Source organism: Pseudarthrobacter sp. PvP090, assembly GCF_040547365.1.
Lineage (GTDB): Bacteria > Actinomycetota > Actinomycetes > Actinomycetales > Micrococcaceae > Arthrobacter.
Map to the genome: position 1 here is coordinate 61,861 of NZ_JBEPPO010000007.1, position 24,160 is coordinate 86,020.

The window sequence follows — 24,160 nt, forward strand, 5'->3', positions numbered from 1 at the left end:
AGACCGGCCGGAGTGTCCGGCGGGCTGCCGGTCGGCGGCGCCATGCGGGTGATGGGCTCGGAGACCGAATACGGCATCCACGCCCCGTCCGCGCCGGGCGCCAACGCCACGATGATGTCCGCCCGCGTGATCCAGGCCTATGCCCAGGTGACCCGGCAGCGCGCCGCCGGCGGGGCCGAGACCCGCTGGGACTACACCGACGAGGAACCGCTGCATGACGCCCGCGGCTGGACGCTGGAACGCGGCCAGGCCGAACCGGACCAGCTGACCGACCAGCCTCCCGTGCTCGACGCCGAGGCCGTTGCCCTGGCCTACGGCCGGCAGGAGCTGGAAGCCGACGGCGAGGACGAGTCCGGCACGCTGCTGATGAACATGGTGCTCGGCAACGGTGCCCGGCTCTACGTCGACCACGCCCACCCCGAGTACTCCAGCCCGGAGGTGACGAGCCCGCGCGACGCCGTCGCCTGGGATGCCGCCGGAGACCTCGTGGCCCTCGCCGCCGTGCGGCGCCTGGCCGCGGATCGAGACCTCCCCCCGGTCAATCTGTACAAGAACAACACCGACAACAAGTCAGTCTCCTACGGGTCGCACGAGAACTACCTCATGCCCCGCGCGGTGCCGTTCGGCGACATCGTCCGCGGCCTGACCCCGTTCTTCGTGACCCGCCAGATATTCTGCGGCGCCGGCAGGGTCGGGATGAAGCAGGACGGTTCCCGCCCCGGCTACCAGATCAGCCAGCGGGCGGACTTTTTCGAGACCGAAGTCGGCCTCGAAACCACGATCCGCCGCCCCATCATCAACACCCGCGACGAACCCCACGCGACCGCGGACAAGTACCGGCGGCTGCACGTCATCATCGGGGACGCCAACCTCAGCCAGACCGCGAACTACCTGAAATTCGGCACCACGGCGCTGGTGCTGAGCCTGATCGAGGCCGGCCTGGCCCCGAAGCTTGAGGTCCATGAGCCGGTCGCCGCACTGCAGGCCGTTAGCCATGACACCTCGCTCACCGCCACCCTGCGGCTGCTCGACGGGCGCCGGATCACCGCCCTGGACCTGCAGTGGATCTACTTCGAAGCGGCCGCGAAGCATGCCCAGGACACCGGCGTCGCCGATGCCGTGGAAGGGGACGGCCACACCCACGAAGTGCTGGAGCGCTGGTCGGCGACACTCACCGAACTGGGCAACGACCGGGCCGCGGCCGCATCCTCCGTGGAATGGCTGGCGAAACTCTCCCTGCTGGAGGGCTACCGGGACCGCGACGGACTGGAGTGGGGCCACGCGCGGCTGGGCCTCGTGGACCTGCAGTGGGCGGACATCCGGCCCGAAAAGGGGCTCTACTACCGCCTGCTGGCACGGGACCGGATGCAGCGGATCGTCGACGACGCCGTTATCCAGCGGGCGGTCACGGAGCCGCCGTCGGACACCAGGGCCTACTTCCGGGGACGCTGCATCAGCCGCTTCGGGGCCGACGTTGTCGGCGCCAGCTGGGACTCCGTGATCTTCGATGTCCCCGGCCGCGGCAGGCTGCAGCGGGTCCCCACCCGGGAACCGCTGCGCGGAACCGAGGCCCTCACCGGCGGCCTGTTCGCCCGGCACCGGGAGGCCGGAGCGTTCCTGTCCGAACTGCTGGGACTCCCTCCCGGTTCCTAGGACCAAAGAGTCCCGCAAGGGCTCCGGGCGTGGCAATATGGCTTACATGAAGTCCCTTGCGAAGAAGGGACGGACAGAAGGAGAAAGCAATGGCAGGCCAGGAGCAGCAGCAGCCGCAGTCGCGGGAAACCGAGGTCGACGAGGACGTCCCCGCCGCCCCGCCGGCTCCCGCGGAGGGCCAGGCGTCAGCCGCCACCCAGGGCGTCGACGATCTGCTTGATGAGATCGACGGTGTGCTGGAGTCCAACGCCGAGGAATTCGTCCGGGCGTTTGTCCAAAAGGGCGGCCAGTAGCGCACCGCCCGGACCGCGGCGGCCCAGGGGTTGCGCCGGCACAGGGCTGAGGGCCGGAAGTCGTTGATTCACTACGTTGAGGGAGTGCACCAGTGCAGGAAACCACCGCCAACCAGGTAGCAGCCAACGCCACGTCCTCCTTCACCGAACATCTGCAGCGCCAACGCCCCGACTTATTGCCTTTCGGCCAACTTCCCTTCGGCCAGCAGCACCCGGCGGGGAACGCCGCCACGCCCCTGCAGGCGCCGCACGGGACCACCATCGTCGCGCTGACCTACGCCGGCGGGGTGCTGATGGCGGGCGACCGCCGGGCCACGATGGGCAACGTCATCGCCAGCCGGCACATCGAGAAGGTTTTCCCCGCGGACCAGTATTCCGTGCTCGGCATCGCCGGGACGGCGGGGATCGCCCTCGACATCACGAGGCTCTTCCAGGTCGAACTGGAACACTACGAGAAGATCGAAGGCACGCTCTTGAGCCTCGACGGCAAGGCCAACCGGCTCGGGGCAATGGTCCGCAGCAACCTGCCGATGGCGATGCAGGGCCTCGCCGTCGTGCCGCTGTTCGCCGGTTTCGACCGTCCCGCGGGCCTGGGCCGGCTGTTCTCCTACGACGTCACCGGCGGCCGGTACGAGGAGCAGGAACACCACACCGTCGGTTCGGGCTCGATGTTCGCTCGCGGTGCCCTCAAGAAACTCTGGCGTCCCAACCTCCCGGAACGGGACGCCGTCTCCGTCGCCGTCGAGGCGCTCTACGACGCCGCCGACGACGACTCCGCCACCGGCGGCCCCGACCCCGTCCGGCAGCTCTGGCCCGTGGTGTACACCGTCAACCGGACGGGTGCCTTCCGGGTTCCGGAACGCGAGCTCGCAGCCATGGCCGGTGCCATCATCGAGTCCAGGGCCGTCGCCCAGCGGGAGGCCTGAGATGACCCAGCAGTTTTACGTATCGCCCGAACAACTGATGAAGGACCGCGCGGATTTTGCGCGGAAGGGCATTGCCCGCGGGCGCTCCGTGGTGGTCATCAGCTGCCGCGATGGGATCGCCCTGGTGGCCGAAAACCCCTCGCCGTCACTGCATAAGATCGGCGAGATTTACGACAAGATCGCGTTCGCGGCCGTCGGCAAATATAACGAGTTCGAGAGCCTCCGGCAGGCCGGGGTCCGGTACGCGGATGTGCGCGGCTACTCCTACGACCGGGAGGATGTCACGGCCAGGGGACTCGCCAGCGTCTACGCGCAGAGCCTCGGGGCAGTGTTCACCGCAGAACAGAAACCCTTCGAAGTCGAACTGGCCGTGGCCGAGGTGGGGTCCTCCCCGGACGAGGACCACCTGTACCGGCTGACCTTCGACGGCTCGATCGCCGACGAGAAGGGCTTCATCGTGATGGGCGGCCAGGCGGACAAGGTCTCCGAGGCCGTCGCGGCGGGCTGGCAGGGCGCACTGGACTTCGCCGGCGCCATCAGGCTTGCGCTGGCCGGTCTCGTTGCGGACAAGGAAACCACCACGCTGCCGCCGTCGGCTGTGGAGGTGGCGGTGCTGGACCGCGGCTCGGAAAGCAGCCGCGGCACCCGCCGGGCGTTCCGCCGGCTGGAGGACGCAGATATCACGGCATTGCTGGCTGAGGAGAACTGAGATGGACAAGCGCATTTTCGGCATTGAAACCGAGTTCGGGATTTCCTACTCGAGCCCGGAGTCCCGCCCGCTGGCCCCCGAGGAGGTGGCCCGTTACCTGTTCCGCAAAGTGGTCAGCTGGGGCAGGTCCTCCAATGTGTTCCTGACCAACGGGTCCAGGCTCTACCTCGACGTCGGGTCCCACCCCGAGTACGCCACCGCGGAATGCGACGACCTCGCCCAGCTGATCGCGCACGACCGGGCCGGGGAACTCATCCTGGACGACCTCGTGGATGAGGCGCAGGAACGGCTCGCGGCGGAGGGCTTCAACGGCACCGTCTACCTGTTCAAGAACAACACCGACTCCGCGGGGAACTCCTACGGCAGCCACGAGAACTACCTCATCCCGCGGCGCGGCGAATTCTCCCGGCTGGCGGAAATCCTGATTCCGTTCCTCGTGACGCGGCAGCTGATCGCGGGCGCCGGGAAGGTCCTCAAGACCCCGCACGGGGCCACCTTTGCGTTCTCCCAGCGGGCCGACCACATCTGGGAGGGCGTCTCCTCCGCCACCACGAGGTCACGCCCGATCATCAACACCCGCGATGAGCCGCACGCGGACGCCGAGTTCTACCGCCGGCTGCACGTGATCGTGGGCGACTCCAACATGTCCGAGACGACGGCGCTGCTCAAGGTCGGGACCGTGGACCTGATCCTGCGGATGATCGAAGCCGGCGTCATCATGCGCGACATGCGGATGGAGAACCCGATCCGCAGCATCCGCGAAATCTCCCATGACCTCAGCGGGCGCGCCCTGGTCCGGCTCGCCAACGGCCGGCAGCTCACCGCCCTGGAAATCCAGCGCGAATACCTGGGCAAGGTCACCGCGTTCGTGGCAGAGCAGGGCGCCCACAACGCCCACGTCCCGCTGATCCTGGACCTCTGGGAACGCACCCTCGACGCGATCGAGAGCGGCGACACCAGCAAGATCGACACTGAAGTGGACTGGGCGATCAAGAAGAAGCTCATGGACAACTACCGCGCCCGGCACAACCTGGGCCTCGACGCGCCCCGGATCGCGCAGCTGGACCTGACCTACCACGACATCTCCCGCACCCGTGGGCTCTACTACCTGCTGCAGTCCCGCGGGGCCGTGCGCCGTGTGGTGGACGACACCGCGGTCAAGGATGCTGTGGATGCCCCGCCGCAGACCACCCGTGCCAAGCTCCGCGGCGACTTCGTCCGGCGGGCGCAGGAACTGGGCCGCGACTACACCGTGGACTGGGTCCACCTGAAGCTCAACGACCGCGCCCACCAGACCCTTTTGTGCAAGGACCCTTTCCGCAGCGTGGACGAGCGGGTGGATGCCTTGCTGAACTCTATGGGCTGATACCCAGCTTTCCACGTTATTCTGGAGGGGTGCCGTCCGCGGCCAACGCTTGCTTTGCCGCTGGCACATGCCCGGCGACGCGTCCATCCTGCCTCGACGAAAGTTCTTAAGTGCGCCGACTACTAGCAATTCTTCTTCCCGGACTGCTGCTGCTGACTGCCTGCGGCGGCGGCGAACCAGCCGCCCCGGAACCCACGAGCCAGTCCGCCGGCGAAAGCGCCAAACTGGACTCCCTCAAGCTGACGGAGAAAGGCGACAAGACGGCACCTGGTGTTGAATTCGACAAGCCCCTGGAAGTCACCGAACCTACCGTAAAGGTAGTCACGGAAGGAGGCGGCGACCGGGTCAAGGCCAACCAGATCGCGTCGATCTCCATCGTTGCCCTGAGCGGCACGGACGGCTCCACGCTGGAGGACACCTTCCCGGGCGACCCGGAAGAACTCGAACTCACCGATGACCTCAAGAATGAGAGCCCCGTCATTTACAACGCCTTTGTAGGCGCAAAGATCGGCTCCCACCTGGCGCTGGCAGTTCCCGGCGCGGCAGCCGCTGAAGGCACCGAAGCGCAGCCCACTCAGCTTCTCGTCGTCAAGGTGCTCTCCGCCAAGGACGCACCCAAGGTCCTGGACAAGCCCGAGGGCGAGTCGGTCACCCCGCCGGCAGGCCTGCCGACCGTCAAGGACAATGAAAAGGGCATCCCCGAGATCTCCGTCGAAGGCGTCGCCGCCCCGACCGCCCTCGTGTCCCAGGACCTCATCAAGGGCACCGGCCCCGAGGTCAAGGAAACCGACACCCTCACCGTTAACTACGTCGGTGTGGCACTGGAAGGCGGCAAGGTCTTCGACTCCAGCTTCGACCGCGGAGAGAAGGCCACCTTCCCGCTGACCGGCGTCATCAAGGGATGGACCCAGGGCCTGACCGGCAAGACGGTGGGCTCCCGTGTCCTCCTGGTCATCCCCAAGGACCTTGCGTACGGCGATGAAGGCGAAGGAGACACGAAGGGCGACCTCGTCTTCGTCGTCGACATCCTCGGCACCAAGTAACCACCACCCCCGCACCACCCCAAGCCACGCTAGAAGGAGCAACCATGTCATTTGGACAGCGCAACATTGACCGCCAGAAGCCGGAAATTGACTTCCCGGAGGGCGACGTTCCCACCGAACTGGTCATCACCGACCTCATCGAGGGCGACGGCGCCGAAGCCAAGGCCGGCGACACCGTCTCCACCCACTACGTCGGCGTGGCCTGGTCCACCGGCGAAGAGTTCGACGCCTCCTGGGGCCGCGGCGCGCCGCTCGATTTCCGCGTCGGCGTCGGCCAGGTCATCCAGGGCTGGGACCAGGGCCTGCTGGGCATGAAGGTCGGCGGCCGCCGCCGGCTCGAAATCCCCTCCGAGCTGGCCTATGGGTCGCGCGGCGCCGGCGGGGCGATCGGACCCAACGAGGCCCTGATCTTCGTCGTCGACCTCGTCGCCGTCCGCTAGTCCCCACCGGCTCCCTGCCCTCGCAAGCTCGGGCCGGGGCCCTCGCCGGCGTGGGCCCACCCACCGGCTCCCTGCCCTCGCAAGCTCGGGCCGGGGCCCTCGCCCCCGGGCCACCGTACTGACAAAGCGCGGTAACAATCGGAAAAGTTCTTCCGGCTGTTGCCGCGCTTTTGTCAGTTTCGGGTGGGGACTTTAGTAGCCTTGCGGGGTGTCAGCCTCCCGTACCGAACGCCTCCTGAACCTGCTCATCGCACTGCTCAACACCACCTACGGCCTGCGCCGCAGCGAGCTGCGCGCCAAGGTCTACCACGACACCACCAGCACCGACGTTGCCTTCGGCCGGATGTTCGAACGCGACAAGGGCGAGCTGCGGCGCTTCGGCTTCGACGTCGAGACCGTCACGGACAAGGGGTGGGGCTCGGATGATCCGGCCACCACCCGCTACAGGATCGGCAAGGACTCCAACCGGCTACCCGACGTCAGCCTCACCCCGGCAGAGTGCACCGTGCTCATTCTCGCGGCCCAGCTCTGGGAACATGCAGCCCTCGGCTCCGCGGCCGTCAACGCGGTGCGCAAGCTGCAGGCCTCCGGCGGCCTGGCCGACGCCGAACTCCCCGCCGGGGTCCAGCCGCGGATCCGGCCGGCCGGGCAGGCGTTCGAGGATCTCGTCGCGGCCATGCACGCCCAGCACCCCGTCAGCTTCCGCTACCTCGCCGGCAGCACCGGCAGGGAAGAGGAGCGGCTCGTGGAACCGTGGGGACTTGGCAGCCGCTTCGGCCAGTGGTACCTCGTGGCCCACGACAGGGCCCGTGGGGACAAGCGCTTCTTCCGCCTCTCCCGCCTGACGTCCGCCGTGACCGTCCTGGCGAAGGAACGCTTCACCCCGCCGGCGGACTTCAACGTGCGCGCCGAACTGGCCGGGCTGGCGGAGCTGCCGGTCCGGACCGCCGTCGTCGATGTCCAGTCCGGCAGGCTGCGCGGACTCCGCAAACGCGCCCTCGCCGGCCCCGCTGCCGACGCCGGCGCCGGGCCGCCCGCCACAGGCCGGGACCGCCTCAGCGTGCCGTTCCGCGACGTCGAGACGCTCGCCGAGGAACTCGCCTCCTACGGGCCCCGGGCCGTCGCGGTGTCCCCGCCCGAACTCGTCACGTCCGTGCGGCGCCGCCTGGCCGCCGCGGCAGACTTCGCCGCGGCACCGGTCCCGCCGATTGCATTCCCGGCGGTTTCTCCTGGCGGGGCGCCCCGGCCGGGCCGCAAACGCACTTCCGAGGACCAGCTGAGCCGGATGCTCCAGCTGGTGCCGTTCCTGGTGCACAACCAGGGCCTGCACATCAGCGAGGTGGCGCAGAAGTTCGGGATCACCCGCAAGGAACTGGAGGCGGACCTGCGGATCCTGATCTGCTCCGGCCTGCCCGAGGGCTACCCGGACGACCTGCTGGACATCCAGTGGGACGACGACCACGTCACCATCACCGAGCACCTCGACCTGAACCGGCCCGTCCGCTTCACCGTGGAGGAGGCCTGTGCCCTGCTGACCGGGCTGGAGACGCTCAATGGCCTGCCCGAGCTGGCCGAAGGCAGCGCCCTGGAATCCGTCACGCTCAAGCTCATGGCAGCGGCGGGGGAGGAAGGCCTCAAAGCGGCCGCGCTGTCCGGCCCCGAAGTGGGACCGGAGAACTCGGCGACACTGGAAACGGCCCGCGGGGCCATCCGGGCCGGCGCCCAGCTGCGGATGCGCTACTTCTCGCCGCTGCGGGACGCGGTCTCCGAACGCAACATCGATCCGCTGCGGCTCTATTCGCTGGACAACACCTGGTACCTCGAGGCCTACTGCCATTCCGCCCAGGGCCTGCGCAACTTCCGGCTAGACCGGATCGAAGCCCTGGAAACCACCGGCCAGCCCGTCTCGGAGACGGCGGCACCGGGGAGCAGTTTCCCCGTCAAACTCTTCACCCCGAACGACGACGACACCGTAGTAGTGGTTGAACTGACCCGCCGCGGCGTCGGACTGGCCGATGAGTACTACGCGGAACGGACGGCCGAACTGCCCGGCGGCGGGCTGCTCGCCGAAATCCGCTTCGGCAGCACCGACTGGCTGCCGATGTTCGTGGCCCAGCACGGCGGAACGGCCCGGATCCTGCAGCCGGACGAGCTGGCGAAGGCATCCCGCGAGTGGCTTGCCGCTGCCCTGGCCCAATATGAAGACTAGCCGGTGCGGCGGCTAGACTACTCAGCATGCCTTGGTGGTCCTGGATCGTGATCTGGATAGCGCTCGTTGCGCTGTCACTGTTGTTCTTCGTTGTGCTCGGCGTCCGGTTGTTCCGGAAGTTCATGGCCACGGTCAAGGATCTCGGGGAAGCGGCGGAGCGGTTCTCCACGTTTCCGGCCGCAGCCGCCCCGGCCGCGGCGGGTGCCCACGCCGCCCCGTCCGGTGCCGGCGCCGACGGTCCGGGCGAGGACCCTGCGCCCGAACCCGGATCCGCCGTTTTTGCCTCCCCCGTACAGATGGGGCATGATTACCGCGCGTCCAAGTTCGCCCGCCAGGAAGCCCGCCGCGCGCGGCGCGTGCAGCGCAAGCTGGACCGTGGCCAGCCCCAGCGGCTGCACGACATCGAATTAAGTTAGACGTAGGATGTATTCAAACGAAAGGACCTCCTGTCATGAGGCTTGAAGGCTGGCATCTCATCATCATCATCGTTCTGGCACTGGTGCTTTTCGCTGCACCGAAGCTGCCCGGCATGGCCCGGAGCCTTGGCCAGTCCATGCGCATCTTCAAGTCGGAAGTCCGGGAAATGAAGAAGGACGGCGCCACGGACGCCGCGGACGGCTCTGAGCCTGTCGAGGGCCGGGTCGTGAACCACCCGAAATCCACCGGCCCGGAAACCCGCGCCGGAGACGGAACCGACGTTCCGCCGCCGAACCGCGCCTAACACCGCGTGGCAGTAACCATGGGCCGCCGGTCGAACCCCGAGGGGAGGATGGCGCTCCTCGATCACCTGAAAGAGCTGCGGAACCGTCTCTTCAAGTCCGCGATCGCCGTCGTCCTCGGGACCGTCGTCGGATTCCTCGTCTACCAGCCCATGCTAGCGGCGCTGATCAAGCCGATCGCCGACCTCAATGAACACGAGGGCCGGCAGGCGACGCTGAACTTCGACGGCGTGGCCAGCTCCTTCGACCTGATGATCCAGGTCTCCGTCTTCCTCGGCCTCATCCTCGCGAGCCCCATCTGGCTGTACCAGCTGTGGGCGTTCATCGTCCCCGGGCTGCACAAGAAGGAACGCCGGCTGGCGCTGTCCTTCGTGGCGGCCGCCGTTCCGCTGTTTGTGGGCGGCGTCCTGCTCGCCTGGCTGGTGCTACCGAACGCGGTCCGGGTGCTGACCGACTTCACCCCCACCGGCGGCTCCAACTTCATCAGCGCGCAGGTGTACCTGTCGTTTGTGCTGCGGCTCCTGCTGGCCTTCGGCATCGCCTTCCTGCTGCCGGTGGTCCTCGTCGGGCTGAACCTGGCGGGAGTCATCAAGGGCAAGCAGCTCGTCAAGAGCTGGCGCATCACCGTGTTCCTGGTCTGCCTCTTCGCCGCCATGGCCGCGCCCGGAGCCGACGCAATGAGCATGTTCTACCTCGCCGGGCCGATGCTGCTGCTGTTCTTCGCCGCCATCGGACTGTGCCTGCTCAACGACCGCCGGCGTGAACGCCGCGCCGTGAAGCGGGCCGCGGAGACCGAAGCCACTGCGGACCGGGCGACTCCCAGCTCCGAGCTGGAGAATCTCTAGCCCTTCGCGCATTAGGCTGGAACCATGTCTTCACTACCCGGGCCGGAATCGCCGTCTGAACGCTACCGAGCCAGCGTCGAACGGGCCGCAGAAGCCAAAACCTATCTGGGCGGCTTCATCCGTTCGCTCGCCTTCGAACTCGACGACTTCCAGCGCGAGGCGTGCCTGTCCCTGCAGGCCGGCCGCGGCGTCCTGGTCGCCGCCCCCACGGGCGCCGGCAAGACGATCGTGGGGGAGTTCGCCATCTACCTGGCGCTCCAGCGCGGGCTCAAGGCCTTCTACACCACCCCGATCAAAGCCCTGTCCAACCAGAAGTACTCGGAACTGGCGGACAAGTACGGTGCCGACCGGGTAGGGCTGCTGACCGGCGACACCAGCATCAACGGCGACGCCCCGGTCGTTGTGATGACCACCGAGGTGCTGCGCAACATGCTCTACGCCGACTCCAGCACCCTGGCCGACCTCGGCTATGTCGTCATGGACGAGGTCCACTACCTGGCGGACCGCTTCCGCGGCGCCGTGTGGGAAGAGGTCATCATCCACCTGCCCAGCGAAGTCCAGGTCGCCTCGCTCAGCGCCACCGTCTCCAACGCCGAGGAGTTCGGCGCGTGGCTGGACACGGTGCGCGGCCAGACCGACGTCATCGTCTCCGAGCACCGGCCGGTGCCGCTGTGGCAGCACGTGATGGTGGGCCGGAAGATCGTGGACCTCTTCGCCGGCGACACCAGCTTCGACGAGATCGCCCCGGCCGGCGAGGCCGCAGTGTCCGCCGTGTCCGCCACGGCGGTGACCGCCGACCTGACTGGCCGCCCCGGCTTCGAGGTCAACCCCGAACTGCTGTCCATGGCCCGCGCCGAGAGCCAGATGAACTTCCGCGGACGCTTCGGCCAGGGCGGCCGCAACGTCCGGCGCCAGCGAAACCAGCGCGACGACGCTCCGCAGGGCGGCCCGCGCAGTCCGGTCCGGAAGGCCAGCCGCCCCCAGGTCATCGCCAGCCTGGACCGGCAGGACCTGCTGCCGGCCATCACCTTCATCTTTTCCCGCGCAGGCTGCGACGCCGCCGTGGCACAGTGCGTCGCTGCCGGGCTGTGGCTGACCACCGAGCAGGAACAGCTCATCATTGCCCGGCGCGTCGACGAGGCCGCGCAGGACATCCCCTCCGACGACCTGGACGTGCTCGGCTTCTGGAGCTGGCGCGACGGGCTGCTCCGCGGACTGGCGGCCCACCACGCCGGCATGCTGCCCACCTTCAAGGAAGTCGTTGAAAAGCTCTTCGTCGACGGGCTCGTCAAGGCCGTGTTCGCAACCGAAACCCTGGCGCTCGGCGTCAACATGCCGGCACGCTCCGTCGTCCTGGAGAAGCTCGACAAGTTCAACGGGGAAGCGCACGTCAACATCACGGCGGGGGAGTACACCCAGCTGACCGGGCGCGCAGGGCGCCGCGGCATCGACGTCGAGGGCCATGCCGTCGTGCTGTGGCAGCCCGGCACGGACCCGGCGTCCGTCGCCGGCCTCGCCTCGCGGCGCACCTACCCGCTGAACTCCAGCTTCCGGCCCACGTACAACATGTCGATCAACCTGCTGGCGCAATTCGGCCGCCCCCGGGCCCGGGAGATCCTCGAGTCCTCCTTCGCCCAGTTCCAGGCCGACCGCTCCGTCGTCGGGCTGGCCAAACAGGTCCGCAGCCGCGAGGAATCCCTGGCCGGCTTCAGCAAGGCGATGAGCTGCCACCTGGGCGACTTCACGGACTACTCCCGGATCCGGCGGGCGCTCTCCGACGCCGAAAAGAACGCCTCCCAGACCAGCTCCCGGGCCCGGAAATCCGTGACCGAGGACTCCCTGAGCAGGCTGCTCCCCGGGGACGTGGTGGATGTGCCCACCGGCCGGGCGCCCGGACTCGCCGTCGTGCTCAGCTCCGACCACAACTCCCGCGAACCGCGGCCCGCCGTGATGACCCTGGACAACCAGCTGCGGCGGATCGGCACCCAGGATGTGGAGGGCCCGCTGGCTCCCATCACGCGGGTCCGGATCCCGAAATCCTTCAACGCCAAGGTGCCCAAGTCACGGCGCGATCTGGCGTCCTCGGTCCGGAACGCGCTCCGGGAAAACCGGCCCCCGGCGCCGCCGAGCCGGAACGACGACTTCGGCCGTGCCGCCGCCCTGCCGGACCAGGAAAAGAAGATCGCCGAGCTGCGCCGCGAACTCCGCGCGCACCCCTGCCATGGCTGCAGCGAACGCGAGGACCACGCGCGCTGGTCCGAGCGCTACTGGAAGCTCCGCCAGGAGACCGACGGGCTGGTGCGCCAGATCCAGGGCCGCACCAACACCATCGCCAAGACTTTCGACCGGGTCTGCGGTGTCCTGTCCAGCTACGGCTACCTGGAAACCTCCGACGCCGGAGTGCTCACCATCAGCCCCGACGGGCAGCGGCTGCGCCGGATCTACGGCGAAAAGGACCTGCTGATTTCCCAGTCCCTGCGGCTGGGCGCCTTCAACGACCTGGACGCCGCCGAAGTCGCCGCCCTCGCCAGCGTCCTGGTCTACCAGGCCAAACGTGAGGACCGCGGGCTGCGGCCCAAGATGCCGAGCGTGTCCCTGGAATCCGCCGTCGACATTGTTGTGCACGAGTGGTCGGCCCTGGAAGACGTCGAGGAAGCCAGCAAGCTCCCCCTGACCGGTGAACCCGAACTCGGCCTGGTCTGGCCCATCTACAAGTGGGCCAAGGGCCGGCACCTGCAGGACGTCCTCAGCGGCACGGACCTGGCCGCGGGCGACTTCGTCCGCTGGGTCAAACAGGTTATCGACCTGCTGGACCAGCTGGCAAAGATCCCGTCGCTGGACCCGAGGGTCGCGCGGCTGTGCGGTGAAGCGATCAAACTCATCAAGCGCGGCGTCGTCGCATATTCCTCCGTGGCCTGACCGCCGCGGCCGGCCCCCGGCCGGAACCTCCCGCCGTCGAACCCGTCCGGCCCGCGCCGGCCACCAGCAACAAGGAGTCCCCGCCCCATGACCGAATCACCGGCCACCCCCGCACCGCACAAGGTAACGCTGTACCGGAACGGCTCCGTCTACACCGCCGCCGATCCCTTTGCGACGGCAATGCTGGTCGACGGCGACACCGTCGCCTGGGTCGGTTCCGAGCAGGCGGCCACGTCGATTGCCGATGCCTCCATGGAGGTCATCGACCTGCACGGCGCGCTCCTCGCCCCCGGCTTCGTCGACTCCCACGTCCATCTCACCGAAACAGGAATCGCCCTGGACTCGCTGCAGTTGGGCGGGGTCCGTTCGGCCCGGGAACTGCTCGACGCCGTCGCCGGCTTCAGCAGCTCCACTTCCGGCACGGGCGGCACCGTGCTGGGCCACGGCTGGGACGAGACCCTGTGGGCGGACCCCGCCCTGCCCACGCGCGACGAACTGGAACGCGCCGCGGGCGGGCGGCAGGTCTACCTCTCCCGCGTCGACGTGCACTCCGCGCTCGTGTCCTCCGCACTGGCGGCGGCCGCCGGCCTCCCCGCCGCCGGCAGCAGCGGTCCGGACGGCTCGGGGACGGACGCGGACAGCCAGGTCAAGCGGGCCGCGCACACGGCTGCCCGGGCCGCGGCGCGCCAGTTGCCCGCCGCGGCGCTCCGCGGCTACCAGCGGCGCGCCCTCGCGGAGGCGGCGGCCAACGGCTACGTGGCGCTGGCGGAAATGGCGGCCCCGCATATTGGCAGCATCGAGGACCTCCAGCTCGCCGCTGCCTGGAACACCGGCCCGGACGCGGTTCCGGAGATCCTGCCGTACTGGGGCGAACTGGCCGGCTCCGCGGAACATGCCCAGTCCATCCTGGCCGGCCTGGGCGTCCCCGTGCTCGGGCTGGCGGGGGACCTGAACATGGACGGCTCGATCGGTTCGCGGACGGCGGCCCTGCGGGAGGACTACAGCGACGCCGCGGGGGAGCGCGGCAGCCTGTACCTCACGTCCGCGGAGGCGGCGGCCCACCTCGCGGCGTGCTCGCTGCTGGGGATCCAGGCAGGCTTCCACGTCATCGGTGACGCCGGCCTTGACGCCGCGCTGGATGCACTGGACCAGGCGGCGGCCGAGGTCGGAGAGCAGAAGGTCCGCGCCGCGGGCCACCGCCTGGAACACGTCGAGGTCGCGGATGCGGAGTCCATCCGCAGGCTGGCCAACTACTCGGTGACGGTGAGCGCACAGCCCGGCTTCGATGCGGCCTGGGGCGCGGCGGACGGTCTCTACCAGCAGCGCCTCGGCTCCCGGCGCGGCGGCATGAATCCCTTTGCCTCCTTCTACGCCGCCGGCGTCCCGATCTGCTTCGGCAGTGACAGCCCGGTCACGCCCTTGCGGCCCTGGTCCAGCGTCCGGGCCTGCCTGCAGCACAACAACCCCGACGAGCGGATCTCTGCCCGCGCAGCGTTCCTCGGCCACACCCGCGCCGGCTGGCGGGCTGCCCGGTACCGGAACCCGATGGCCGGCCAGCTGGTCCCGGGCGCCCCGGCCAGCTTCGCCGTGTGGGAAGTCGAGGAACTGATGGTCCAGGTGGCCGACGGCCGGGTCCAATCCTGGAGCACGGACCCCCGCGCGCGGACGCCGCTGCTGCCGGCACTGGACACCGGTTCCGAGCCGGCGTGCCTGCAGACCGTCAGGGACGGCCGCGAACTGTTCGCCAGCGGTTCGCTCCGCGGCTGACGGCCGGTGCCCGAAACGCCGGTCCGGCGCGAAAGTTAACCGGACACAAGGCGGCTCTGACCTGCGGTGATGGACGAAACGGCAGGTCAAGGAGCGGTTGACAGATCAGGGCCGCCCCGTAGCATTGAGGGTCAACGGAGGGTTGTGTAAGCCGCAGACTCCGGACGTCCCCCGGCCGGTTCCAGGTTGCCGCCAGTACGGCAGCTTCTTCGGTCGTGGCCAGGGGAGCTCCCAAGGGGCGGGTCCACTTCGCAGCAGAAAACGGTTCCGGCGGCGCTTTTCGCGCCCTGCCGCAACTGGCCCGTGGCGGGTGGACCTGCCCGGGGGACTGCCCCCGGGCCCGGCCCCGGCCTCAGCGGGCCCGGCGACTCCCTATAATGGATAGTTGCGCCTGGTGTCAGCTATGCACTGACCGCCCGGCTCTCGACCGCTCCCTTCAAGGAAAGGCCCCGCTGTGCGTGTCCTCACGATCATCCCGACCTATAACGAGCTGGAATCGTTGCCCAAGACCCTCGGGCGGCTGCGCGCGGCGGTGCCGGGCTCCGACGTCCTGGTTGTCGACGACAACAGCCCCGACGGCACCGGGCAGCTGGCGGACCGCTTCGCCGCTGAGGACAGCCAGATCCACGTCCTGCACCGCGCCGGCAAGGCCGGACTCGGAGCGGCCTACATCGCCGGTTTCAAGTGGGGTCTCGACGCAGGTTACGACGTCCTCGTGGAGATGGACGCCGACGGCTCGCACCAGCCGGAGCAGCTTCCCCAGCTGCTCGAGGCCGTGGAACAGGGTGCCGACCTTGCGATGGGTTCCCGCTGGGTGCCCGGCGGCAGTGTCGTCAACTGGCCGCTGTACCGGCAGGCGATTTCCCGCGTCGGCAGCACCTATGCCCGCATCATGCTTGGCGTGAACATCAGGGACGTCACCGGCGGCTTCCGGGCATTCCGCCGGACCACGCTGGAGAAACTGGACCTGAACACCGTCGATTCGGTCGGCTACGGCTTCCAGGTGGACCTGGCCTGGCGCGTCGCCAGGCTCGGCCTGACGATCGTCGAACGCCCCATCACGTTCGTCGAGCGGGAGCTTGGCGCCTCCAAGATGAGCGGAAACATCGTGGTCGAAGCCATGATCAATGTCACCAAGTGGGGCCTCACCGCCCGCTGGAACACGCTCGCCGGGAAGCTCGCCGGCAAGAAGGCCTAGCCGGCAAGAAGGCTAGCCGGCCCCGGCAGCATCCGCAGGCCCGAGTCTGCCGGCAAAGCAGGGGGGGGGGGGGGGGGGGGGGGGCCCGGGCCCGGGGGTCCCGCCCCCACCCCCAAACAAAAAAAACAAACGCCCAGAAGCCGCCCCCCCCCCGCCCCACCCCGCGGCCCGCGCGACCACGCCGCCCCCGGCCCGCCCACACCCCCCGGCCCCCGCGCGGCGCCCAACCTGGGGCCCGCCCCCCCCGTGCCTGGCACGGGGGGGCCCCCGCCCCCCTCATCTTTAAAACAACGCGGGGTCACTTCCGGCCCATCCGATGCATCAGGATGGGCCGGAAGTGACCCCGCGTTGTTTGAAGTGGCGGGTGCGCGGGCTGTCTAGGCCGAGCGCCGTTCGCCGCGGCGTTCACGCAGGATCGTGAGACGGTCTTCGAGGATCTGCTCGAGTTCCGGCAGCGACCTGCGTTCCAGGAGCATGTCCCAGTGCGTCCGGACGGCCTTCTCGTTGAGGTTCACAGGGCGTTCGCCGTCGACGAGCAAGGCTTCCTTGCCGGTCTTGGATACCCACACCGGGGGGATCTCCGCTTCGGAGGAGAAGGTCACGAATACCTGCTCGCCGTCCTCGCAGCGGTACTCGACCCGCTGGCGCGGAGCCGGCTCGACACCGGATTCGGTCTCCATGCTCTGTGCGCCAAGGCGCATACCCCGCAGGCTGCGATCGCTCATCTTTTCTCCCTCTATTCGGTTCGCAGGGTCATGCCCTGCGTTAGCCGGGGGCTGTGAGACCGCGCCGGACTACTGTTTGCACTGCGCTGTTTCACTGGACCCAAACCGTTTCAATCGTCACAGGATAAAACGCTTAGCGAAGCTAAATTGTTCCGCCGGACTGAACCAGCCGGACAAATATTCAAGTATACGGGACCATGGCACCCCGGTAAAGCCTGCGTGGGTGCGGCGGCAGATCCGTGCCACGCAAAGGGAGGCACCCGCCGCGCGGATGCCTCCCCGCCAGTTGAAGCGCCTGGCTCGTAGAGACTAGGCCTCCGGGTGTCCCGGGAAACCCGCGGCGGGCCCTGTTACGGCGCCTGCTGCCGGCCCGGCAGCGGGTGCAGCCGGGCGGGCCGGGGCGGGTTCCGCCGCGGCGTCGGAATCCGGGCCGAACAGCCCGTCATTGAACTGGCCGTCCTTGCTGCCGCCCAGTGCGTTGCCGATGCCCTTGAGGGCTTCGCCGACTTCGCTCGGGATGATCCACAGTTTGTTTGCGGATCCCTCGGCGATCTTCGGAAGCGTCTGCAGGTACTGGTAGGCCAGGAGCTTCTGGTCCGGGTTGCCCTTGTGGATCGCATCGAACACCTTCTGGATGGCCTGGGCCTCGCCGTCGGCCCGGAGGATCGCCGCCTTCGCGTCGCCTTCGGCTTTCAGGATCGAGGACTGCCGCTGGCCTTCGGCGGTGAGGATGGCGGACTGCTTGGTGCCTTCGGCGGTGAGGATGGCGGCGCGGCGGTCACGCTCGGCGCGCATCTGCTTCTCCATCGAATCCTGGATGGAGTGGGGCGGATCGATCGCCTTGAGCTCCACCCGGGAGACCCGGATGCCCCAGCGGCCGGTCGCTTCGTCCAGGACGCCGCGGAGCTGCCCGTTGATCTGGTCACGCGAGGTGAGGGCCTCCTCGAGGTTCAGGCCGCCGACGACGTTGCGGAGCGTCGTCGTGGTGAGCTGTTCAACCGCCTGGATGTAATTGGCGATCTCGTAGGTGGCCGCCCGCGCATCGGTGACCTGGAAGTAGACCACCGTGTCGATCGAGACCACGAGGTTGTCCTCGGTGATCACCGGCTGCGGCGGGAAGGAGACCACCTGTTCACGCAGGTCAAGCAGCGGCAGCAGCCGGTCCACGAACGGGATCAGGATCGTGAGGCCGGGGTTCAGCGTGCGCTGGTATTTGCCCAGCCGTTCGACGACGCCGGCACGGGCCTGCGGGACAATCCGCACCGACCGGACGAGCACGATTATTACGAACGCAACGAGAACCAGCAGCACGATTGCGACTGCGATATCCATACATCACCTATTCCCCAGAGTGGTCTTGCTATGGTGTGCGGCGGTGTCCCGCCGCGTGCCCGGTGCCGGTGGCGGCCGCCGGAATTCTTTCGGGTGCTACTGGATGGCGGTCTCCGGCTGCGGCGCGACGACGGCGGTGGCGCCGTCGATCGCGCTGACGATCGCGTGCTGTCCCGGTGCTAGGACCCCCGTTTCGGAGCGGGCGCTCCAGACGTCGCCGCCGATTTTGACGAGGCCGCCGGTTGCGGTCACCGGCTCCATGACCAGGGCGGATTCGCCGATCAGCCGTTCGACGTTGCTTCGGCGGTCGGCCGGACCTTTGTGCAGGTGCTTGAGCGCGACGGGCCGGACGAATCCGATCATCAGGAGGGAAACAACGCAGAAGGCGACGATCTGCAGGCCGAGGTCGGCGCCGGCCAGGGCCGCCACGAGTCCGGCGAGGGCTCCGCCGCCGAGCATGATGAAGAACAGGTCGAGGGTGATCATCTCCACCACGGCAAACACCAGGAAGACCGTGAGCCACAGAGCCCACCAGTTTTCGGGTAGCCATTCGAACATCTTTTCCCCCTCCGCCCCCGGGGGCTGCAGGTGCAGACCCTCAGTCACTGTGTTTCCATCCTAAGCCGAACGGCAACGCCTGCGGAGGGCCGGGGAAAGCACTTGGCGAAAGTGGCCAAGTCGTTACCTCCGGGCACTCCGTTGGACTGGTGGAGCCACTAGTGGAGAGGTTCGAAAACGCTGATCCGGAACCGGGCCGACACTGCGGTCTGCGGCGGGAGCCCGGCGGCGAGTGACACCAGCGCTCCGCGGTCGAGGTGGTGTCCGGCCGGGCCCATGAGCGCCAGCCGGCTGACGTCGCCGGGGGACAGCAGAAGCGGCACGTCCAGGTTGTCGGCGGAGAGCGCCGAAAAGTGTTCCGCGAGCGACGCCGCGAGCCGCTCGTCTTTCGCCGGTTCGATCCCGAGCATGCCGGTCTGGCCTGCCACCTCCTTGAGGTGTCCCGGCCGGGGAGTGACCACCACCAGCCGGCCGCCCGGGCGCAGCACGCGGCCGAACTCTGCCGCGTTGCGCGGGGCGAAGACAACGGTGACGACGTCGACGGAGTCGTCGGCGACCGGCAGCGGCTGCCACACGTCGCCGACCACGTTAATGGCGTCCGGGTTCAGCTTTGCGGCGCGGCGGAGCGCGAACTTCGAGATGTCCAGGCCGACCGCCGCGGCGGTCGTCCGGTCCTGCGCCGCCCGGTCCAGCACGGCCCGGAGGTAGTGGCCGGTCCCGGTTCCTGCGTCCAGCACCGTCGCCGGGCTTCCTGTGGTTCCGCCGGCGAGGGCCGGGACCGCCAGTTCCGCCACGGCCGCGGCGAGCGGACGGTAGTGGCCGGCGGAGAGGAAGTCGAAGCGCGCCGCCACCATGTCCGCCGTGTCCGCTTCGAAGACGGTGCCTTTGCCGACGAGGAAGTTGAAGTACCCCTGTTTCGCCGCGTCAAAGCGGTGGCCGGCCGGACACCCGAGGGTGCGGCCGGCGTCGTCGCTGAATCCGAGGCGGTTCCGGCAGACCGGGCACAGCAGCGAGGCGGCGGAGGCGGGGGGCATAGTGACCATCCTAGGCGCGGCTGGCCCGGCACGCGCCGGCAGGGGCCGCTCCGCCCGGCGCACGGGCCCCCGGGGTGAGCTATTTCACAGTCGGGGAAACTGGGGCTAGGCTCTCACTCGTGAAATCCGAACATCTGCCGCTGCTCAATTCCGTCTCCGCCCCTGCCCTGCATCCGGACGGCACACGTGCCGTCGTGTCGGTGCTCCGGCCCGACTTCGACGCCGATGCGTACGTCGGCCAGCTGTGGACGGTGCCGCTGGATCCGGACCAGCCCGCGCGCCGCCTCACCCGCGGATTCCGGGACGCGGCGCCGGACTTCTCGCCGGACGGACAGGTGCTGGCCTTCCTGCGCGCCGCGGCCGGGGGCAAACCCCAGATCCATATCGTGGAGGCCGCCGGCGGGGAGCCGCAGCCCGTCACGGACGCGCCGCTGGGAGTGTCCGCGTTCGCGTGGTCGCCCGACTCCCGGCAGCTTGTCTACAGCGCCCGGACTCCGGAGGACGGCCGCTACGGCAGCACCGACGGGGTTTCCGCCGGGGGCGAGGACGCGCGGCTGATCACCGACTACCAGTACCGGATGAACGGTGTCGGGTATACCGCCGACAAGCCGCTCCAGCTCTTCCTCGTTGAGGTCCCGGACCCCGGCGCGGAACCCAGGGTGGAGCCGCAGGGCAGGGCGTTGAAGGCCCGCGCCGCGGCATCTGCGGCCCAGCCCGCGCCCGATTCCGCCGCCGGCACGCCGGCCGGGCCGCTGCCGGCCGCGCGGCAGCTGACCACCGCTGCCACCGACCACACCGGCGCGAGCTTCAGCGCCGACGGGCGCAGCATTTACTTCACCGCCGCCCTGCATGAGGGCAGCGACAACGATCTCGCCAGCGGCATCTACCGCATCACGGTAGGGGACGGCTCCGCGGGAGCGGAAACAGCAGGGGAGCCGGAACCCGTGGCCCCGGCCAACACAGGCCGGCAGGGCGTCCACGCCGTCCGCGAGTCTCAGGACGGGCAGTGGCTGTTCTTCCTCGCCCAGGATCTTGGCCAGTCGGGCCAGGACTTCGTGGCTCGCAACACGGCGCTCTACGCGCTGCCGGCGGGCGGCGGCGAAGCCACCCGCCTGAGCGACGTCGAGACGATGGACCTCGGCTGCAACGGCAGGCTCGAACTGCGCGGTCCTGACTCGGTGCTGCTGCTGAACAACACCCGGGGAACGGTCGAGCTGCTTGAGTTCCGGGCCTCCGGTACCCACGGGAAACTGGTCCAGGGCGAGCGGGTGGTCACCGGTGCCGCCGCCCGCGGAGGATCGCTGGTGTTCAGTTTCGCCGACGCGTCCACCGCGGGCGATGTCGCCGTGCTCGACGGCGGGCAGCTGCGCGTCCTGACCGATTTTTCCGCACCGCTGCGCTCCGGCGCCGGAATCATCGAACCGCTCGAGCTCACGGTCCCCTCCGGCGACGGTTACCCCGTCCACGGCTGGCTCGTGAAACCGGCGGGCCAGGGACCCCACCCGGTCCTGCTGAACATCCACGGTGGCCCGTTTGCGCAATTCACCGGAGCCCTTTTTGACGAGGCGCAGGTCTACGCAGCGGCTGGCTACGCCGTCCTGATGTGCAACCCCCGCGGGTCCGCCGGCTACGGCCAGGAGCACGGGCGGGCCATCAAGGAGAAGATGGGAACCCTGGACATGCAGGACGTCCTGGCCTTCCTCGATGGCGCTCTCGGCAAGTTCGAGGAGCTCGACGCCGGGGCGCTCGGCATTATGGGAGGATCCTACGGCGGCTACCTCACGGCCTGGACCATCAGCCACGACCACCGCTTCCTCGATCCCGTGAGTTTCACCGGCTCCTCCGACATCGGCTGGTTCTTCGGCGGGGAGTACACCGGCCGGTCGTCCGAGCAGATGGCGGCGCAAAGCCCGATGGCCCGGGTGGACCAGGTACGCACACCGGCCCTGGTCATCCACAGCGAGGAGGACCTCCGGTGCCCGGTGGAGCAGGGCCAGCGGTATTTCACCGCACTGAAACAGCTCGGTGTGGAAGCGGCGTTCCTGGTCTTCCCCGGGGAGAGCCATGAACTGTCACGTTCCGGGACGCCGCACCACCGCAAGCAGCGCTTCGACCAGATCCTCCAGTGGTGGTCCCGGTACCTTCCGACGGCGGCAAATCCCGCCCCTGCGGCCCGGAACTGAGCGGGAGCAGCCTGGGCGTCACGCGCCCGGCAGGAACCCGAGTTCCCGCCGGGCGAGGCTGATGTCGGGCTGCGCCCATCGTGCGGAGTACTCGGCGTTGCTGCTGATGGAGCGCAGCTCGGCACGGTCCAGGTACAGAACGCCGTGGAGGTGGTCGGTTTCGTGCTGGACAATCCGCGCCTGCCAGCCCGTGAACTCCCGCTGCTGCCTGGTTCCGTCCGGTGACGTGAAATCGAGCCGCACCGACTCAGGCCGGTTCACGGCCGCCTGAAGCCCGTTCACGGAGAGGCACCCTTCGTAGAACGCCACGGTGGAAGCGCCGGTTGGCTGGTAGGACGGGTTGAGCATGGCAAAGAACGGCAGCGGCTCCCGTCCGCGGGCGGCGGCGACCTCGGGGTCGACCTCGAACTGGTCCTCCAGCACGGCGATCTGCAGCGGTATGCCGAGCTGGGGTGCGGCCAGGCCCACGCCGGGCGCCTTGTGCATCACGCTGCGCATCAGGTCGATCAGCTGGCCCAGTTCGGCACCGTTCAACTGTCCGTCGAAGGGCGCGGCGAGCTGCCGGAGCACCGGATGCCCGGCCTGGACAATGGTGGGGAGAACTCCGGCAGTGAGCACCTGCTGGACAGTTTCGTGGATTCGGGCGGCGCTGAAGTCGGTGGGCTTGGCGTCAGGGGACATGGCAACAGACTACTGGCGTCCGCAAGCCGTTGTAATAAATTCGTGGATACGTCCACGCAGCAGCGCTCCGGCGTCGACCTTCAGGATTCCGTCCCTCCCGCCCGCGGACACCCGCAGGGGCAACAGGGTGCCCACTTTGTCATCCGCGACGGCGTGCGGATCGCAGCGTGCCGGACGGATCCCCAGCCGGAAGCGCTGGCTGGCGCCGCCGGCGCGGACCGACACGGAGCGCGGCCAGGGGGCGCTCTGGTCCTCTTCGAGCAGGGTGGTCCCGTCGATCCGGTTGATCGTCAGGGTCCCCGTTGAACCGGGATTCACGGCGCCGGGGATGCTCCGCGGCGTGATGGCCAGTGTCAGCACGGCACTCCGCGCGTCGGCGGACACCTCGAGTTCCGGTTCCAGCCGCAGTCCGGCGACTGAGGCGGCTGCCTGGGCCAGGCACATTTCCGCGTTGTTCCGGTCCAGCACCCCGTAGGGATCGGTGGCGGGCACCGTTGTGGGGGGCACCGTTGTGGCGGGGGCTGTGCCGCTGGACCCGGCAATGCGGAGTTCCACCGCCGCGCCCTCGTTCGCCATTGCCGTCCGGATTCCGCACTCCGGGCCGCGCAGTTGTGCCGGCAGGATCTTGGCCTGGCCCGGCGGGAGCACGATCCCGCCGGGCGTGGGCTGCCACTCGATGGTTCCGGAAAAGAGCGGGCTGGCCACTCCGGCGCTGAGCACCGTCAGCGGCCCGGCGGTGTTGTTCGTCAACTGGACGGCAATGATCTGCTGGCTGTAGTTGTCGCGGAGCTGGTTGATCACGGCGGTAACCGTGGCGGCCGGGGCCGCTGCCGTGGGCGTTCCGGACGTGCTGTCTGTTCCGGACGTACTGCCAGTTCCGGACGCACTGCCTGTTCCGGACGCACCCCCGGCGCTGCAGGACGCCGTCAGGGCGAGGGCAGCGACGGCGGCGGCCAGTCTGCCCGCCAATCCGCCGGGCCCGACGTGGCGGTTTCCGCCGGCCGGGCGTCGCAGCAATCGGGGGAAGCAGCCCATGGGGTCAGTGTATGCCGGGCGCAGGCCCGTGTACCCGGGGCAGGGCCGGTGCGTTCGGATAGTCTCGTGGCATGACGTCACGACCCCCTTTGGATTGCGTCCTCGCGCTGCTGCGCGCCATAGAAGGCGGCGGCGGGTCGGCGGAGATCGCCCCGTTCCTGGCGGAGGACTACACACTGAGCGAAGCGCCCCATCTGCTGGCTCCGGCCGGAGCAACACGGGGCCGCGACGAAGCCCTGGCCGGGGCGGACGCATCCCGGGAAGTCGTCTCCGGCCAGCGGTTCGAGGTGCAGCGCACGACGTGTGAAGGCAACCGTGTAGTGATGGAGGCCGAGTGGAGCGCCACCCTGCTGATGGACCTGCCGCATTGGGACACCGGCGAAGTGATCCGGGCCCGCGTTGCGTCCGTCTTTGAGGTCCGGGACGGCAAGGTCGTCAGCCAGGACAGCTACGACTGCTACTTCACGCCCCCACACGCCTGAGCCCGTTTGTCGTTCGGACGGTGCACGGAGTTCCCTTGCCGTC

At 68.9% G+C, this 24,160-nt stretch carries 22 protein-coding genes; 16 read left to right on the forward strand and 6 right to left on the reverse strand.

Annotated features, from left to right (window positions below; all coding sequences use genetic code 11):
- Window positions 1-42 precede the first annotated feature (42 nt).
- The 14 genes from dop (at window position 43) to ABIC21_RS09955 (ending at window position 16,087) form a co-directional block, all read left to right on the forward strand.
- On the forward strand, window positions 43-1,653 hold the full coding sequence (gene dop, locus ABIC21_RS09890; protein ID WP_354350390.1) for a depupylase/deamidase Dop: 1,611 nt from the start codon (window positions 43-45) through the stop codon (window positions 1,651-1,653).
- 89 nt (window positions 1,654-1,742) lie between these two features.
- Complete coding sequence (locus ABIC21_RS09895; RefSeq protein WP_354350227.1) at window positions 1,743-1,946, forward strand: ubiquitin-like protein Pup; 204 nt, start codon at window positions 1,743-1,745, stop codon at window positions 1,944-1,946.
- A 92-nt stretch (window positions 1,947-2,038) separates the two neighbouring features.
- A complete protein-coding gene (prcB, locus tag ABIC21_RS09900; protein WP_354350228.1) occupies window positions 2,039-2,872 on the forward strand; it encodes a proteasome subunit beta in 834 nt (277 codons plus the stop codon).
- 1 nt (window position 2,873) lies between these two features.
- Window positions 2,874-3,581, forward strand: a complete 708-nt coding sequence (prcA, locus tag ABIC21_RS09905; RefSeq protein ID WP_354350229.1) for a proteasome subunit alpha — start codon at window positions 2,874-2,876, stop codon at window positions 3,579-3,581.
- A gap of 1 nt (window position 3,582) precedes the next feature.
- A complete protein-coding gene (gene pafA / locus ABIC21_RS09910; protein ID WP_354350230.1) occupies window positions 3,583-4,947 on the forward strand; it encodes a Pup--protein ligase in 1,365 nt (454 codons plus the stop codon).
- Between the two features lie 110 nt (window positions 4,948-5,057).
- On the forward strand, window positions 5,058-5,990 hold the full coding sequence (locus ABIC21_RS09915; protein ID WP_354350231.1) for an FKBP-type peptidyl-prolyl cis-trans isomerase: 933 nt from the start codon (window positions 5,058-5,060) through the stop codon (window positions 5,988-5,990).
- A gap of 44 nt (window positions 5,991-6,034) precedes the next feature.
- Window positions 6,035-6,430: an FKBP-type peptidyl-prolyl cis-trans isomerase gene (locus ABIC21_RS09920; RefSeq protein ID WP_354350232.1), complete on the forward strand. Its 396-nt coding sequence runs from the start codon at window positions 6,035-6,037 to the stop codon at window positions 6,428-6,430.
- Window positions 6,431-6,638: 208 nt separating this feature from the next.
- Window positions 6,639-8,639: a helix-turn-helix transcriptional regulator gene (locus tag ABIC21_RS09925; RefSeq protein WP_354350233.1), complete on the forward strand. Its 2,001-nt coding sequence runs from the start codon at window positions 6,639-6,641 to the stop codon at window positions 8,637-8,639.
- A 26-nt stretch (window positions 8,640-8,665) separates the two neighbouring features.
- Window positions 8,666-9,055: a hypothetical protein gene (locus ABIC21_RS09930; RefSeq protein WP_354350234.1), complete on the forward strand. Its 390-nt coding sequence runs from the start codon at window positions 8,666-8,668 to the stop codon at window positions 9,053-9,055.
- A gap of 35 nt (window positions 9,056-9,090) precedes the next feature.
- Window positions 9,091-9,360, forward strand: a complete 270-nt coding sequence (gene tatA / locus ABIC21_RS09935) for a Sec-independent protein translocase subunit TatA (protein WP_354350235.1) — start codon at window positions 9,091-9,093, stop codon at window positions 9,358-9,360.
- A gap of 48 nt (window positions 9,361-9,408) precedes the next feature.
- Window positions 9,409-10,203, forward strand: coding sequence for a twin-arginine translocase subunit TatC (gene tatC / locus ABIC21_RS09940; protein WP_354350236.1), 795 nt, complete (start codon window positions 9,409-9,411; stop codon window positions 10,201-10,203).
- 24 nt (window positions 10,204-10,227) lie between these two features.
- A complete protein-coding gene (locus ABIC21_RS09945) occupies window positions 10,228-13,122 on the forward strand; it encodes a DEAD/DEAH box helicase (protein ID WP_354350237.1) in 2,895 nt (964 codons plus the stop codon).
- 87 nt (window positions 13,123-13,209) lie between these two features.
- On the forward strand, window positions 13,210-14,889 hold the full coding sequence (locus ABIC21_RS09950; RefSeq protein WP_354350238.1) for an amidohydrolase: 1,680 nt from the start codon (window positions 13,210-13,212) through the stop codon (window positions 14,887-14,889).
- Window positions 14,890-15,343: 454 nt separating this feature from the next.
- Window positions 15,344-16,087, forward strand: a complete 744-nt coding sequence (locus tag ABIC21_RS09955; protein WP_354350239.1) for a polyprenol monophosphomannose synthase — start codon at window positions 15,344-15,346, stop codon at window positions 16,085-16,087.
- A 377-nt stretch (window positions 16,088-16,464) separates the two neighbouring features.
- Here ABIC21_RS09955 and ABIC21_RS09960 read toward each other — a convergent pair whose 3' ends face one another.
- The 4 genes from ABIC21_RS09960 to ABIC21_RS09975 all read right to left on the reverse strand — a co-directional run bounded on the left by ABIC21_RS09960 (window position 16,465) and on the right by ABIC21_RS09975 (window position 19,736).
- The gene (locus ABIC21_RS09960; protein ID WP_056429445.1) at window positions 16,465-16,812 is read right to left on the reverse strand and encodes an RNA polymerase-binding protein RbpA; all 348 of its coding nucleotides are present in this window, start codon (window positions 16,810-16,812) and stop codon (window positions 16,465-16,467) included.
- A gap of 309 nt (window positions 16,813-17,121) precedes the next feature.
- Entirely contained in the window at window positions 17,122-18,144 is a 1,023-nt protein-coding gene (locus ABIC21_RS09965; protein WP_354350240.1) for an SPFH domain-containing protein, read from the reverse strand.
- A gap of 96 nt (window positions 18,145-18,240) precedes the next feature.
- Window positions 18,241-18,702, reverse strand: coding sequence for an NfeD family protein (locus ABIC21_RS09970; RefSeq protein ID WP_354350391.1), 462 nt, complete (start codon window positions 18,700-18,702; stop codon window positions 18,241-18,243).
- A gap of 158 nt (window positions 18,703-18,860) precedes the next feature.
- Window positions 18,861-19,736 carry a methyltransferase domain-containing protein gene (locus ABIC21_RS09975; RefSeq protein WP_354350241.1) on the reverse strand — a complete coding sequence of 292 codons (876 nt, stop codon included), beginning with the start codon at window positions 19,734-19,736 and terminating at the stop codon, window positions 18,861-18,863.
- A gap of 119 nt (window positions 19,737-19,855) precedes the next feature.
- Between ABIC21_RS09975 and ABIC21_RS09980 the strand changes: the two genes are divergently transcribed.
- Window positions 19,856-21,919: a S9 family peptidase gene (locus ABIC21_RS09980; RefSeq protein ID WP_354350242.1), complete on the forward strand. Its 2,064-nt coding sequence runs from the start codon at window positions 19,856-19,858 to the stop codon at window positions 21,917-21,919.
- 18 nt (window positions 21,920-21,937) lie between these two features.
- On the opposite strand, the gene ABIC21_RS09985 is transcribed toward ABIC21_RS09980, so the two are convergent.
- Together ABIC21_RS09985 and ABIC21_RS09990 are read right to left on the reverse strand one after the other, a co-directional pair.
- Window positions 21,938-22,600 (reverse strand): peptide deformylase, encoded by a 663-nt coding sequence (locus ABIC21_RS09985; protein WP_354350243.1) that lies wholly within the window; start codon window positions 22,598-22,600, stop codon window positions 21,938-21,940.
- A 9-nt stretch (window positions 22,601-22,609) separates the two neighbouring features.
- Window positions 22,610-23,635 carry a hypothetical protein gene (locus ABIC21_RS09990; RefSeq protein ID WP_354350244.1) on the reverse strand — a complete coding sequence of 342 codons (1,026 nt, stop codon included), beginning with the start codon at window positions 23,633-23,635 and terminating at the stop codon, window positions 22,610-22,612.
- Window positions 23,636-23,706: 71 nt separating this feature from the next.
- Here ABIC21_RS09990 and ABIC21_RS09995 point away from each other — a divergent pair, with 71 nt between their 5' ends.
- Complete coding sequence (locus tag ABIC21_RS09995) at window positions 23,707-24,117, forward strand: nuclear transport factor 2 family protein (RefSeq protein WP_354350245.1); 411 nt, start codon at window positions 23,707-23,709, stop codon at window positions 24,115-24,117.
- Window positions 24,118-24,160: the final 43 nt, after the last annotated feature.

Bases quoted from the DNA above. Each gene is read 5' to 3' on its own strand.
- dop (WP_354350390.1), top strand. From the start codon at position 43: ATGCGGGTGATGGGCTCGGAGACCGAATACGGCATCCACGCCCCGTCC.
- ABIC21_RS09895 (WP_354350227.1), top strand. From the start codon at position 1,743: ATGGCAGGCCAGGAGCAGCAGCAGCCGCAGTCGCGGGAAACCGAGGTC.
- prcA (WP_354350229.1), top strand. From the start codon at position 2,874: ATGACCCAGCAGTTTTACGTATCGCCCGAACAACTGATGAAGGACCGC.
- pafA (WP_354350230.1), top strand. From the start codon at position 3,583: ATGGACAAGCGCATTTTCGGCATTGAAACCGAGTTCGGGATTTCCTAC.
- ABIC21_RS09920 (WP_354350232.1), top strand. From the start codon at position 6,035: ATGTCATTTGGACAGCGCAACATTGACCGCCAGAAGCCGGAAATTGAC.
- ABIC21_RS09930 (WP_354350234.1), top strand. From the start codon at position 8,666: ATGCCTTGGTGGTCCTGGATCGTGATCTGGATAGCGCTCGTTGCGCTG.
- tatA (WP_354350235.1), top strand. From the start codon at position 9,091: ATGAGGCTTGAAGGCTGGCATCTCATCATCATCATCGTTCTGGCACTG.
- tatC (WP_354350236.1), top strand. From the start codon at position 9,409: ATGGCGCTCCTCGATCACCTGAAAGAGCTGCGGAACCGTCTCTTCAAG.
- ABIC21_RS09945 (WP_354350237.1), top strand. From the start codon at position 10,228: ATGTCTTCACTACCCGGGCCGGAATCGCCGTCTGAACGCTACCGAGCC.
- ABIC21_RS09950 (WP_354350238.1), top strand. From the start codon at position 13,210: ATGACCGAATCACCGGCCACCCCCGCACCGCACAAGGTAACGCTGTAC.
- ABIC21_RS09960 (WP_056429445.1), bottom strand. From the start codon at position 16,812: ATGAGCGATCGCAGCCTGCGGGGTATGCGCCTTGGCGCACAGAGCATG.
- ABIC21_RS09965 (WP_354350240.1), bottom strand. From the start codon at position 18,144: ATGGATATCGCAGTCGCAATCGTGCTGCTGGTTCTCGTTGCGTTCGTA.
- ABIC21_RS09970 (WP_354350391.1), bottom strand. From the start codon at position 18,702: ATGTTCGAATGGCTACCCGAAAACTGGTGGGCTCTGTGGCTCACGGTC.
- ABIC21_RS09975 (WP_354350241.1), bottom strand. From the start codon at position 19,736: ATGCCCCCCGCCTCCGCCGCCTCGCTGCTGTGCCCGGTCTGCCGGAAC.
- ABIC21_RS09985 (WP_354350243.1), bottom strand. From the start codon at position 22,600: ATGTCCCCTGACGCCAAGCCCACCGACTTCAGCGCCGCCCGAATCCAC.
- ABIC21_RS09990 (WP_354350244.1), bottom strand. From the start codon at position 23,635: ATGGGCTGCTTCCCCCGATTGCTGCGACGCCCGGCCGGCGGAAACCGC.
- ABIC21_RS09995 (WP_354350245.1), top strand. From the start codon at position 23,707: ATGACGTCACGACCCCCTTTGGATTGCGTCCTCGCGCTGCTGCGCGCC.